The sequence below is a fragment of the Hylemonella sp. P2_B10 genome (assembly GCF_056404875.1).
Genome location: NZ_JBFUDE010000006.1, coordinates 262,444 through 274,794, shown reverse-complemented (window position 1 = coordinate 274,794; position 12,351 = coordinate 262,444). Strand labels below are relative to the sequence as shown.

Genomic DNA, 12,351 nt, shown 5'->3' with positions numbered 1-12,351 from the left:
GTACCCATGAGTTCCGACGACGCCCAATCCGAACACCTGAACCCCTGGCCGCCGGTGGACCGCGCCACACCGGTGAAGACCGAGTACAAGTTCTCCCACGTCACCACCGGCCGTTACCTGCCCACGCCGGGCAAGGCGCCGGGCTGGCCGTTTGCCGAAATCGGCCACTGGAAGATGGACGTCACCGGCACCGCCGACGACTGGCTGCGCGAGCTGCAGGACTGGCGCAACGAGCACCTGACGCGCATAGGCTACAGCGACGCCAACTACCGCCGCCCCGAGCTGCAGTGGGCGCAGCGCAATTTCGTGCACGCGCAGATGATGGTGGAAGACCGCTTCTTCTACGACCCCGAGGCCGGCAAGTACACGGTGGACCGTTACCTGGACGACCTGGAGCAACGCTTTGGCGGCATAGACAGCGTGCTGATCTGGTACGTGTACCCCAACATCGGTGTCGACGACCGCAACCAGACCGACCTGGCGCACGACATGCCCGGTGGCCTGGAAGGCCTGAAGGGCGCCATCGCCGACTTCCACCGCCGGGGCGTGCGCGTGCTGCTGCCCACCAAGCCCTGGGACAAGGGCACGCGGGACCAGGGGCAGGAAGACTGGGTGGCGATTGCCGAGATCATCAAAGCCGTGGATGCCGATGGCATCAACGGCGACACCTACAACGGCGTGCCGCGTGCCTTTTTCGACGCCGGCCTGGCCGTCGGCAAGCCGCTGGTGCTGCAACCCGAGAGCACCATCTCGGCCGAAGAACAATTGATCTGGAACGTGCAGAGCTGGGGCAAGAAGGTGCCACCTGACGTGGTGCCGCCGGTGGCCAAGTTCAAGTGGCTGGAGCCGCGCCACATGATCAACCTGGAAAACCGCTGGGGCCGCGACCGCACCAACGACTTCCAGTACATGTTCTTCAACGGCGTGGGCTACAACGCCTGGGAAAACGTGTGGGGCATCTGGAACCAGCTGACGCCGCGCGACGCCCATGCCTTGAAGCGCATTGGCGCGCTGTACCGGGCCTTTGCGCCGCTGCTGGTCAGCATGCATTGGCGGCCCTATGCGCCCACGCTGCAGGCCGGCGTGTTTGCCAGCCGCTTCCCGGGCGAAGGTCAGGTGCTGCACACCATGGTCAACCGAAATGAGTACGACGCGCAGGGTGAACTGATCGCCGTGGCGCATGAGGCGGGCACGCGCTACTACGACCTGTGGCATGGTGCCGAGTTGCAACCGCGCATGGACGGCAAGGGCCAGGCCGTGTTGTCGTTGTTCATGGAGCCGCGCGGCTTCGGCGCGCTGTTGGCGGTGGCGGCAGGCGCGGAGGTGGCCGGGCTGGACAGCTACCTGGCCAAGGCGCGTGAGCTGGCCCAGGTCACGCTGCAAAGCTTGTCGGCGCAGTGGGTGGACATCCCGCAGCAACTGCATGCCATCGCGCCCACACAGTCGGCGAAGGAAGCGCCAGCCGGCATGGTGAAGGTGCCGGCAGGTGAGTTCGATTTCATCGTCGGCGGCAATGAGATCGAAGGCCAGACCTGGGCCGGCGTGGACTTCCAGTACCCGTGGGAGAGCACGGCTCGCCGCAGCCACCGCCAACGGATGCAGTTGGATGCCTTCTTCATCGACCAGTACCCGGTGACCAACGCGCAGTTCAAGGCCTTCATGGACGCAGCGAAGTACCAGCCGCGCGATGCGCACAACTTCCTGCGCGATTGGGTCAACGGTGCGCCGCCTGCAGGGTGGGGCAACAAGCCGGTCACCTGGGTGGGCATCGAAGACGCCCGCGCCTATGCCGCCTGGGCCGGCAAGCGCCTGCCGCGCGAGTGGGAGTGGCAATACGCTGCGCAGGGCACGGATGGCCGCCTGTACCCTTGGGGCAATGCCTGGCGTGCCGATGCCGTCCCGATGCCCAACCGGGGTCGCACCCTGGTGGCGCCGGCCGATGTGGATGCGCATCCACAAAGCGAGAGCCCCTTTGGCGTGCGCGACCTGGTGGGCAATGTGTGGCAGTGGACCGACGAGTACAGCGACGCCCACACCCGCGCCGCCGTGCTGCGTGGCGGCAGCAGCTACCACCCGCAGACCTCGCACTGGTACTTTCCGCAGGCCTACCGGCTGGACCAGCATGGCAAATACCTGTTGATGGCGCCGTGCAAGGACCGCTCTGGCTGCATTGGTTTTCGCTGCGTGGTGGATGCCGCCTGAGTTTTGCGCTAAAAAGCTAACCATGACTACAAATACATCCCCGCCGCGTGGGAGCGCGGCCATGCGCCTGTCAGCTGGCGACCAGGTGCAACTGGGCGGCTTGCTGGGCAATGCGCTGGAGGCCAACCGGCACGGCCGCCTGTTCCACTTCATCACCGGGCCTGATAGCCCGGCCATTGCCCTGTTCGGGCCCGAACACACCAGCACCAACCTGGAAGGCGACTGGTACGGTGAGCATGCCGGCAAGTGGCTGGTGGCCGCTGCCAAGGCGGCCCTGCGCAGCGGTGACGATGCCTTGGCCGTGAATGTGAAAAGCGTGGCGGACTTCCTGCTTGGCGTGCAGGGCAGCGACGGCTACCTGGGCACTTATGCGCCCGAGCGCCGCTTCACGCGCAAGCAGCCCGCCGGGGTGCGCACCTGGGACGGCGCGCCCGGCAAACGCACCTGGGACATCTGGACCCACAGCTACCTGGTGCTGGGCCTGCTGGAGGTGCAGCGCCTGTTCCCCGACGATCCGCGCTACCTGGCCGCGGCCAGCGCCATCGGCAAGCTGTGCTGGCGCACCTTCACGCAGGGCGGCATCAACATCATCACCCTGGGTAACCACCACGGCATGTCGGCCACGGTGTTGCTGGACGCGGCGGTGGACCTGTACCTGGCCAGCGGCGACAACCAGCACCTGGAGCTGGCCAAGCTGATCCTGCGCCAGGCTGACCAGCACCCCGAGCTGGAGCTGCTGCGCCAGGCACTGGCCGGCACTGATGCGGCCGAAATCGCCACCGGCAAGGCCTACCAGCTGTGCTGGAACCTGGTGGGCCTGGCCAAGCTGCACCGCGCCACCGGCGACGCGCAGTACCTGACGGCGGTGCACAACGTGTGGACCAGCATACGCCGCTACCACCTGAGCCTGGGCGGCGGTCCCTGGGGCGGCGTGGGCCACCGATCGCGCGAGGTGTTCAACCACCACACGGTGTTCAGCCCGCAGGGCTATGTGGAGACCTGTTCGGTGCTGGCCTGGATACAGCTGAACCGCGAGTTGCTGGCCATCACCGGCGAGCCGCGCTTTGCCGAAGAGATCGAATGCAGCGCCTACAACGACCTGCTGGGCGCCCAGGCGCCCAATGGCGAAGACTGGTGCTACTACACCTTCCCCAACGGCAAGCGGGTGCACACCACCTATTGGCGCTGCTGCAAATCCAGCGGCGCAATGGCGCTGGAAGAGTTGCCGGCGATTGCCTACGGCATCACCTCAGCCGATGAGCTGGTGGTCAACCTGTACGGCGCCAGCCGCGCCGAACTGCAGCACCCCAGCGCCGGCAGGGTGCGCCTGGTGCAGGTCACCGACTACCCGTTTGTCGGCGCCGTGCGCCTGGTGGTGCAGCCCGAAGAAGCCGGTGCGCAGTTCGCCGTGCTGCTGCGCGTGCCGGCCTGGGTGCAGGGCGCGCAGGTGGCGCTGAACGGCCAGCCCTGGGACCAGATCGTCACCCCCGGCGGCTACGTACGCGTGGAGCGGCGCTGGCAGGCCAATGACGTGCTGACGCTGGAATTTCCCATGCAGCCCACCGTGCACACCCGGGCCAGCAGCAGCGTGCAGGAGTCGCGCGGGCCCGAAGGGGAGCCCATTGCGCAGGAGGTGATGCACTATGACCACCTGGCCATCACGCGCGGGCCGCTGGTGTACGCGACCACGTTGATCGATGGCTTCAAGACCGCGGAGACGATCCGTATAGCCGACGACATGCCCAGCGACTGGCTGGAGGTGTTGCCACCGCCGGTGGCTGCGTCGGGCGAAGAGGGCGTGCCGGCGGCCGAAGGGCCTGCGATACGCATGCACCTGGGGTACCGCGAGCCGCTGGTGTTCCAGCCTTACTTCGAGGCGGGTGGGCGCAAGGATGGGGTCTGGCGGCTGACGTGGATGCAGGTGGTGCGGGGCACCCCGCCGGCATAGGCGGGATGATCCAGCCATGCCGGGCTACGCCGGCTGGTCGCGCGGCACCTGCTGCAGGTACTGAGCCAGCGTCTCACCCGTCAGCGGCTTGACCATCACCACAATGGTGTTGGTCAGCTTGCCCATGTCCACGTTCTCGCGCGTGCGCACCGGGGCAAAGCCCAGCGACTGCCAGAAGCGTTCCGCCCGCGCATGGCCTTGCACCACGCCCAGGCGCAGCCAGGTGGCCCCGTTGGCCGCGGCCCAGTCTTCCAGACCCTGGTACAGCGCGTGGGCGATGCCGGTGCCGTGCAGCGAGTCGGCCACCATGAACAGGCCGACGTGCCAGATGTTGGGCGCCAGCAGGTCGGTGACCACATTGGCCATGGCCACCAGCGTGCCGCTGGCGTCCGCGTAGCCTATGACCCATTTCTTCGTGTAGCTGAAGCCGGCGGGCAACTCGCCGGTGATCTCCTCCATCGCCTCGCCCACTGCGGCCGGCTCGCCATTGACGATGACGAAATAGTCTGCATTGGCATCAAAGAAGGCTTGCAACAAGGGTGCCTGCGCCGGCGCCAGCTCCAGCGTGTGCAACTCGGGCAGCGGCGAGGGCGGCAGCGTGACTGTGGCGGGCGTGCTGCCAGCGTCCACCGGCTGCTGCGGATGTTGCGGCAGCCCGTCATGCACCGTGAACCAGTCCGCTTTTGAGTCGGTGTAGATGTGCATCTGCGGCGGCGTGTCCAGCGGCGTGTCCAGTCCACCCAGGCGCAGCCGCATCTGTTCCCCCTGGCTGACGTAGATGGGAGAGCCGCATTGGCCGCAGAACCAGCGGCTGACGCCTTTGTCGTTGGTGTGGGCCTTCAGGGCACCCTGGCCTTGCACGACGGTGAAGTCGGTCATGGCCACCACCGCGTTGGCCGAGAACGCCGAGCCGCTGAGCTTGCGGCACAGCGAACAGTGGCAGTAATAGGCCTGACCCAGCTCGCCGCGGATTTCGTATCGCACCACGCCGCACAGGCAGCCGCCGGTGTGCAAAGAGGTTCCCATGCGCCAACTGTAGCGCGATACCGGCCTGTCAGCCTGCCAATTCCAGTGTTCGGACTGACACGTCACCCTCATCCACGACCAGCTCGCCGATCGAAATAGGCAGTGTGAAGCGCCGCGGCCCCGCGCTGCCTGGGTTGACGAACAGCACGCCGTCGCGCTCCTGCGTCAGCGGCTTGTGCGAATGGCCCGACACCACCACGCGCACGCCCGCAGCAGCCGGATCGATGTCCAGCTCGCCCAGGTCGTGGATCACATACAGCCAGATGCCAGCCAACTGCACCAGCTCGGTTTCGCGCAGCGCCTGCGCCCAAGGGCCATGGTCATTGTTGCCGCGCACGGCGGTCAGCGGCGCGATGGCCTGCAGTTGGCGCAGCACAGCGGGCTCACAGATGTCGCCAGCGTGCACGATGTGGTCGCAGCCGTGCAGGAAGGCCAACGCCTGCGGGCGCAGCAGGTTGTGGGTGTCGGAGATCAGGCCAATGCGCATGGCGGCATTGTCGGCGCTGGATCAAAAAGGCGCTCGGCTGGCGGCTGGCTGGACGGGGGCCGCCTCCACGGCCGGCTTGGGCAAGGCCGCCAGAAAGGCTTGCACCGTCTTGGCCGAGTTGCTGGATGCCAGTGTCAGGAAGGTGGCCATCTCGTTGTGCCGGTCGTCGCCACCGGCCAGGTCCGACAGGCTGCGAAAGGCGATGAAGGGCACGCCATTGGCATAGGCCACCTGGGCTGTGGCAGCGCTTTCCATGTCCAGCACCCGGGCTTGCAATGTCTTGGACAGGAAGTCGCGCATGGCCGCGTTGTCCATGAAGGCCGAGCCGGAGACGCCGTTGCCGCCCACCACCAGCCTGGGCTGGTGCGCCAGGCATTTGCCGGTGCTGGTGCAGCGCTCCAGCGGCAGGGCTTGGGCGTCTTGTGCCATCTGGCGTGCTGCCGCCAGCAGCGCCGCATCGGCCGGAAACCAGAAGCGGCGCTCTGGCGCCGCCAGCCCGGCGCGTGTGACTTCCGTGGCGCGCGGAAAAATCATGCCGAAATTGGCCATGTCGGCGCGCAGGAAGGCGGGCGGCTCATGCCGCCCGGGAGCGGTTTCGCGCGCGAACACCGACTCCAGGTACTGCCCCCATTGGTCCGCTACCACCACGTCGCCAATGGCCAATCCCGGGTCCACGCCGCCGGCGATGCCGGAGAACACGATGGCCTTGACGTTGAAATTGTCGACAACCCGCTGCGTGCTCATCGCCGCATTGACCATGCTGATACCGCTGAGCAGCAGCACCACGTCCTGGCCCTGCAACTGGCCGGTGGTGAAGCGCTGGCCGTGGATGTCTGTGGTCTGGGGGGACTTCAGGTTGGCGAGCAGGAGTTTCAGTTCCGGCTCGAAGGCGCTGAGGATGGCGATGCGCGGCTGGGCGTCAGAGGGGGTGGCGGCATAGACGCCATTGAGAAACAGCAAGCTCAAGCAAAGCAAAAAGATCCCTGGCCTTTGCCAGTGCCCAGACGCTGTCAAAGGCTGTTTGCGCATGATGTTGTCCAATCGCTGCTTGTCGACGCCGTGGCGTTGCATGGGTGGTTCTACCGCTGTTTGCCGCTGGGCCTTTGTCCCCGCCCCACGTTGGCTGCCTCTTGAATGAACGCCTTCACCAACCGCAGCCGAATCGTCGATCGCGACCACACAATTCCAATCCTTCTCGGCTCACAAGGCTCCGGCAACGGCAGCTTCACCACATTCAACCCTTCTGGCCACGGCGTCGCCCAATCCGGCACCAGGCTGACGCCCAAGCCCCGGTCCACCATCACCGCAATCGCATTCAGCGCGTTGATCTCAAACCGTTCCCTGGGCGTGATGCCGTTGGCGCGCAGGTAGCGGTCGGCCTGGTGGCCGCCCCACTGGTTGCGGTCGTAGCGTATCAGCGGCTCGCTGCCCAGCAGTTCGTGCGCGCCGCGCTTGGCCATGCTCTTGGGCGCCAGCACCACCAGCGGCTCCTCGCGCAGCAGCTCCCAGCCCACGCGCTTGGACAGGGCAAAGGGCGCCTCCAGCACGATGGCGGCGTCCAGCTCGCCGCTCTCCACCGCGCTGTACAGTTCGGGCGAGTAGCCGGGCTTGATGAACACCTTGATGCGCGGGAAGCGTGCCACCATCAGCGCCAGGATGTCGGGCAGGATGCCGGTCAGCGCGTTGGTGCCGGCGCCTATGCGCAGTTCGCCGGCGGTGACGTCGTCATTGGCCACGGTGTGCAGGTCCGACACCTCGCGCAGCAGGTTGCGGGCGCGCTCCAGAATGCGCACACCGGCCTCGGTGACGCTGACGGTGCGGCCCGAGCGGGCGATCAGTTGCGCGCCAATTTCGCGCTCCAGCGTGCGCACCTGCTGGGCCACGGTGGCGGGGGTGATGTTCAGCAACCGGGCGGCCGCCGCCATGGAGCCGTTGTCCACCACGGTGACGAAGGTGTGCAGAAACTGGGTGTCCATGGCGCGGTTGGAATAGCAAACAAAATATAGGGTTTGAATATAGCATCAGATGGTTTTTATTGCGATTCAAACTCCAGATACTCTGGGGACCTGTTCGTCAGCAGGCCCTACCGATTGCAATAACAAGATGGTCATGCGCAGCAAACTGTTTGTCCCCGGCACGCGCCAGGAGCTTTTCCACAAGGTCTTGTCCGGGGTGGCGGACGCGATCTCGCTGGACCTGGAGGATTCCGTCGCACCGGACCTGAAGCCGGCCGTGCGGGTCTACGTGGGCGAGTTCCTGCGCAGCGATGCGGCCCGCAGCACCGCCAAGACACTGATCGCCCGCGTCAATGCGCAAGACACCCCCCATTTCGAGGCCGACGTGCTGGCCGTGGCGCAGCCCGGCCTGGCCATGCTGAACGTGCCCAAGCTGGAGAGCGCCGCCGACGTGCTTGCTGCCGTGGCCCAGCTGGAGCGCGCAGAGGCGCGCAACGGCGTGGCCAGCCCCATCACCATCCTGGCCAACATCGAAACGCCCAAGGCATTGCGCAATGCCGCCGAAATCGCTGCTGCGCACCCGCGCGTGGTCGGCCTGCAGTTGGGCCTGGTGGACCTGTTCGAGCAACTCAACATGGACCGGCGTGACGCCGCCAGCGTGCATGCCGCCATGTTCGCGGTGCGCATGGCGGCCGGTGAAGCGGGCGTGTTCGCCTGCGACAGCGCCTATGCCGACATCCCCAACCTGGAGGGCTTCCGCGCCGAGGCGCTGCGTGCCCGTGCCATGGGTTTCGTCGGCAAGAGCTGCATTCACCCCAGCCAGGTGCCGGTGGCCAACGAGGTGTTCCGCCCGTCGGACGACGAAATCGCCTTCTCGCAAAAAGTGCTCAGCACGCTGAGCAGCGCCGCACCCGACGCCGCCGGTGTCTTCACCGTGGACGGCAGGATGGTGGACGCGCCCTTCATACGCCGCGCGCAGCGCACCGTGGCCGTGGCCCGCTCGCTGGGGCTGGCGCAATGACCGTGCCTCACAACACCGCCGGCACACCCACCCCGGCGCGCGGCCCTTTGTCCGGCGTGCGCGTGCTGGATCTGAGCGCCTACATCGCCGGCCCCTATGGCTGCACACTGCTGGCCGACATGGGCGCCGACGTCATCAAGATCGAGCCGCCGGTGGGTGACAACCTGCGCAAGTACCCGTCCACGCTGGCCAGCGAGAGCCGCGCCTTCCTGGGCATCAACCGCAGCAAACGCGGCCTGGTGCTGGATTTGAAGCAGGCCGAAGGCCTGCAGGTGCTGCACCGCCTGCTGGCCAAGACCGACGTGCTGGTGCACAACTTCCGCCCGGCCGTGCCGGCACGTCTGGGGATTGCCTACGAGCAGTTCCAAGAGACCTACCCACGTCTGATCTACTGCGTGGTCAACGGCTACGGCGAGACCGGCCCGATGAAGGACAACGCCGGCTACGACCAGGTGCTGCAGTCCATGACCGGCATCTGCCAGATGCAGGGCAAGCTGGGCCAGGTGCCCGAGATCGTCTACGGCTCGGTGGTGGATTACTACGCCGCCTCCATGGTGGCCAGCGGCGTGGCCGCCGCGCTGTACGAGCGCGAACGCAGCGGGCGCGGGCAGTATGTGGGCGTGTCGCTGCTGCGCAGCGCGCTGGCCATGCAGTCGGCCCGCTTCATCTGGGCCGACGGCGAGGGCCGCCACGTGGGGCGCGACATGCGCTCGGGCGGCGTCACCGGCCTGCACCCGGCACGCGAGGGCTACATCTACCTGTCGGCCAACACCCCGCATTTCTGGCAGGCGCTGTGCGACAAGGTGGGCCTGCCCCAGCTGGCCGCCGACCCGCGCTATGACACCGTGCGCAAGCGGGCGGACGCCGCGCACGAGATCCTGCCCCAGCTGCACCAGGCGCTGCAGCAGCACACCGCGCTGGAGTGGGAAGCCATCTTCGGCCAGGAGGTGCCCAGCAGCGCCGCCCGCACCATTGGCGACATGTTCGACCACCCGCAGGTGCTGGCCGAGGGCATGGTCACTACGCTGGAGCACCCGGCGGTGGGCCGCTACCAGGGCTTCACCGGCCCGGTGAAGTTTGGCAGCACACCCGGGCCGGCCGCCTTTGCCGCGCCGATGATGGGCCAGCATTCCGGCGAGCTGCTGCTGGAGCACGGCTACAGCACGCAGGACGTGGAGCACCTGCGTGCCCAGGGCGTGGTTGTCTGATGACTGGCTTCACCCCATGCTGACGCGGACCACATCCTTGTTCCGCCGCTTCTGCGCGGCCTCGCTGTGCGGCTTGATGCTGCTGTGCGCCGCCCTGCAACCGGCGCATGCCGATACCCTGGTCAGCATCGGCACCGGCAGCCTGCCGCCCTTGCCCGGCGGCGCGCCAGCCACCCAGTTGCTGACCCTGGGCGACCAGCCCATGGCGTTGACGGCTGACGCCGCCTGGCTGTTGGCGCCGGACCAGAAGGCCTGGGTGCGCAGCGCTTGGCAGCCGCCGGCCAACCTGCTGCGTGTCAGCAGCGACAAGGCGCAAGCCTTCCTGCTGCTGGCCCCCGGCGTGGCCGGTGCACCGCCGCAGGTGCAGCGCATCACCCTGGCCAATGGCCAACCCCTGGCTGCCAAATTGCCGGCGCTGCCGTTGCTGGCGGCGGACCCCTGGCTGGCCGTGCTGGACGGTTCCCTGTATGTGGCGGGGACCGATGCCAAGGGGGCGCTGCTGCTGCAAGGGCTGGCGCTGGATGATCCGGCCGCCGCCTGGAGGCCGGTGGCCGCCACCGGCCCCGCAGGCTTGCAGCTGACTTCCATGGTGGGCCAAAAAGGCGGGCTGTACGTCACCGCCCAGGGCACGGACGGCAAAGACAAGCTGCTGCAATGGACGGTGGCCGGCGGTTGGTTGGACAAGGCTGCGGCCCCGGGCAGCGTGCTCACCGGCAGCGCCCGCGCCATGGGCCAGGCGCACATCACCTACCTGGTGCAGGGCAACGGTAGCGCCGCGCCGCAATGGCAGATGTTCCACACCATCACCGGCTCCTGGGCCTCGTTGGGCGACCCCAAGGCGGCCGGCGCGCGCCTGGGCGCGCCGTGGCGCACCGGCATGCTGTGGGCGCTGCCTGGCACGGCAGGCGAGGGCGCCGCCTTTGCCTATGCCCAGGTGCAGCCGACCCAGTTCCTGCTGAGCTGGTTCGACTGGCTGATCATCGTGGTCTACCTGGTGTCCATGCTGGGCATGGGCCTGTACTTCTACCTGCGCGAAAAGCGCGCCTCCACGGCGGATTTCTTCGTCGGCGGGCGCACCATCCCGTTCTGGGCAGCAGGCGTCAGCCTGTATGCGGCCAACACCAGCTCCATCAGCTACATCGCCATCCCCGCCAAGGCGTTCGAGACCAACTGGCAGTACCTGGGCAACAACCTGATCGCCGTGCTGGGGCTGATGTTCGTCGCCGTGTGGATCGTGCCGCTGCTGCGCCGGTTGAACCTGATGTCGGTGTTCCATTACCTGGAGTCGCGCTTCCACCGGGTGATACGCACGCTGGCCAGTGCCTTGTTCATGGCGGTGCAGATCGGTAGCCGCATGAGCGTCATCCTGTTTTTGCCGTCGCTGGCCATTGCCACCATCACCGGACTGGAGGTGACCTGGAGCATCCTGATCATGGGCGTGTTCACCATCGCCTACACCGCACTGGGTGGCATGAAGGCGGTGATCTGGACCGACTTCGTGCAACTCATCGTCAAGATGGGCGGCATCTTCTTCGCCATCGGTTTCATCGTCTACATGCTGGACGGCGGTACCCAGCAGCTGATGGCCGTGGCCCAGGCCGAGCACAAGACCAAGCTGCTGGATTTCAGTTTCGACCTGACCAAGGCCACGGTGTGGGGCTTCCTGTTCTTGGTGCTGTTTGACGTCGTGCTGACCTTCCCCAAGGACCAGGTGCTGATGCAGCGCGTGCTGTCCACCAAGGACGACCGCGACGCCGGCCGCTCCATCTGGACCTTTGCCGCCATCATGATTCCCGCCGGCGTGCTGTTCTACGGCGTCGGCACGGCGTTGTATGTGTACTACCAGAGCCACCCAGAGCGCATGAACCCGCTGCTGACCATAGACGCCACCTTCCCGCTGTTCATCGCGGCCGAGCTGCCGGTGGGCGTGCGCGGGCTCATCATCGCCGGCATCCTGGCCGCCGCCATGGCCACCTTGTCCAGCATCATGAACAGTGTGGCCACGCTGGCCTCGGTCGATTTTTACGAAAAGTGGGTCAAAAACCCCAACCCCAAGACCAGCGTGCGCTTTGCCGAGGCCATGACCGTGGTCACCGGCCTCTTGGGCATGGGGGTGGCGCTGCTGCTGAGCCGCTTCGACATCCACTCGCTGTTTGACATCTCCATTGAACTGGCCGGTTTGCTGGGCGGTGGCTTTGCCGGCGCCTACACGCTGGGCATGTTCACCCGCCGCGCCAACTGGCAAGGCCTGGCCATCGGTGTGGCCGTCAGCATCACCCTGACCACGCTGGCCTGGTTCATGAAGCTGGTGCACCCGTACTTTTACCTGGCCATCTCCATTTGCCTGTGCATCGTGGTGGGCTATGCGGCCAGTTGGCTGTTCCCGGCACCGGCGCCCGAGTCGCTGAAGGGTCTGACCATTTACGACTAGGGCTTGGCCCTGGGGCCCCCGGGGTGGGGTATGACCACCTGGTCGTGGTTTTCCGTCATTTGGCGCCGCTGAT

Annotated in this window: 9 protein-coding genes; 5 read left to right on the top strand and 4 right to left on the bottom strand. The window is 66.7% G+C overall.

The features are described from left to right. Window positions 1-6 precede the first annotated feature (6 nt). Complete coding sequence (locus tag AC1DX2_RS24050) at window positions 7-2,202, top strand: formylglycine-generating enzyme family protein (RefSeq protein ID WP_477198959.1); 2,196 nt, start codon at window positions 7-9, stop codon at window positions 2,200-2,202. A gap of 61 nt (window positions 2,203-2,263) precedes the next feature. Further along, window positions 2,264-4,150: a glycoside hydrolase family 127 protein gene (locus tag AC1DX2_RS24045; protein WP_477198958.1), complete on the top strand. Its 1,887-nt coding sequence runs from the start codon at window positions 2,264-2,266 to the stop codon at window positions 4,148-4,150. 24 nt (window positions 4,151-4,174) lie between these two features. Here the strand turns inward: AC1DX2_RS24045 and AC1DX2_RS24040 are convergent, their stop codons facing one another. The 4 genes from AC1DX2_RS24040 to AC1DX2_RS24025 form a co-directional block, all read right to left on the bottom strand. Beyond that, window positions 4,175-5,176, bottom strand: a complete 1,002-nt coding sequence (locus tag AC1DX2_RS24040) for a GNAT family N-acetyltransferase (RefSeq protein WP_477198957.1) — start codon at window positions 5,174-5,176, stop codon at window positions 4,175-4,177. 28 nt (window positions 5,177-5,204) lie between these two features. Further along, the gene (locus AC1DX2_RS24035; RefSeq protein WP_477198956.1) at window positions 5,205-5,663 is read right to left on the bottom strand and encodes a metallophosphoesterase family protein; all 459 of its coding nucleotides are present in this window, start codon (window positions 5,661-5,663) and stop codon (window positions 5,205-5,207) included. A gap of 21 nt (window positions 5,664-5,684) precedes the next feature. Further along, a complete protein-coding gene (locus tag AC1DX2_RS24030) occupies window positions 5,685-6,629 on the bottom strand; it encodes a 5'-methylthioadenosine/S-adenosylhomocysteine nucleosidase (RefSeq protein ID WP_477198955.1) in 945 nt (314 codons plus the stop codon). Between the two features lie 113 nt (window positions 6,630-6,742). Next, window positions 6,743-7,639 carry a LysR family transcriptional regulator gene (locus AC1DX2_RS24025; protein WP_477198954.1) on the bottom strand — a complete coding sequence of 299 codons (897 nt, stop codon included), beginning with the start codon at window positions 7,637-7,639 and terminating at the stop codon, window positions 6,743-6,745. Between the two features lie 133 nt (window positions 7,640-7,772). On the opposite strand from AC1DX2_RS24025, the gene AC1DX2_RS24020 reads away from it, so the two are divergent. Genes AC1DX2_RS24020 through AC1DX2_RS24010 form a run of 3 tightly spaced genes read left to right on the top strand, consistent with a single transcriptional unit; the run spans window position 7,773 to window position 12,278 of the window. Next, window positions 7,773-8,639, top strand: a complete 867-nt coding sequence (locus tag AC1DX2_RS24020; protein ID WP_477198953.1) for an HpcH/HpaI aldolase/citrate lyase family protein — start codon at window positions 7,773-7,775, stop codon at window positions 8,637-8,639. Next, window positions 8,636-9,847, top strand: a complete 1,212-nt coding sequence (locus AC1DX2_RS24015) for a CaiB/BaiF CoA transferase family protein (protein WP_477198952.1) — start codon at window positions 8,636-8,638, stop codon at window positions 9,845-9,847. Before AC1DX2_RS24020 ends, AC1DX2_RS24015 begins: the two co-directional genes overlap by 4 nt. Before the next feature lie 16 nt (window positions 9,848-9,863). Continuing rightward, a complete protein-coding gene (locus tag AC1DX2_RS24010; protein ID WP_477198951.1) occupies window positions 9,864-12,278 on the top strand; it encodes a sodium:solute symporter family protein in 2,415 nt (804 codons plus the stop codon). Window positions 12,279-12,351: the final 73 nt, after the last annotated feature.

Coding starts and splice junctions, on each gene's coding strand:
- AC1DX2_RS24050 (WP_477198959.1), top strand. CDS start 7: ATGAGTTCCGACGACGCCCAATCCGAACACCTGAACCCCTGGCCGCCG.
- AC1DX2_RS24045 (WP_477198958.1), top strand. CDS start 2,264: ATGCGCCTGTCAGCTGGCGACCAGGTGCAACTGGGCGGCTTGCTGGGC.
- AC1DX2_RS24040 (WP_477198957.1), bottom strand. CDS start 5,176: ATGGGAACCTCTTTGCACACCGGCGGCTGCCTGTGCGGCGTGGTGCGA.
- AC1DX2_RS24035 (WP_477198956.1), bottom strand. CDS start 5,663: ATGCGCATTGGCCTGATCTCCGACACCCACAACCTGCTGCGCCCGCAG.
- AC1DX2_RS24025 (WP_477198954.1), bottom strand. CDS start 7,639: ATGGACACCCAGTTTCTGCACACCTTCGTCACCGTGGTGGACAACGGC.
- AC1DX2_RS24020 (WP_477198953.1), top strand. CDS start 7,773: ATGCGCAGCAAACTGTTTGTCCCCGGCACGCGCCAGGAGCTTTTCCAC.
- AC1DX2_RS24015 (WP_477198952.1), top strand. CDS start 8,636: ATGACCGTGCCTCACAACACCGCCGGCACACCCACCCCGGCGCGCGGC.
- AC1DX2_RS24010 (WP_477198951.1), top strand. CDS start 9,864: ATGCTGACGCGGACCACATCCTTGTTCCGCCGCTTCTGCGCGGCCTCG.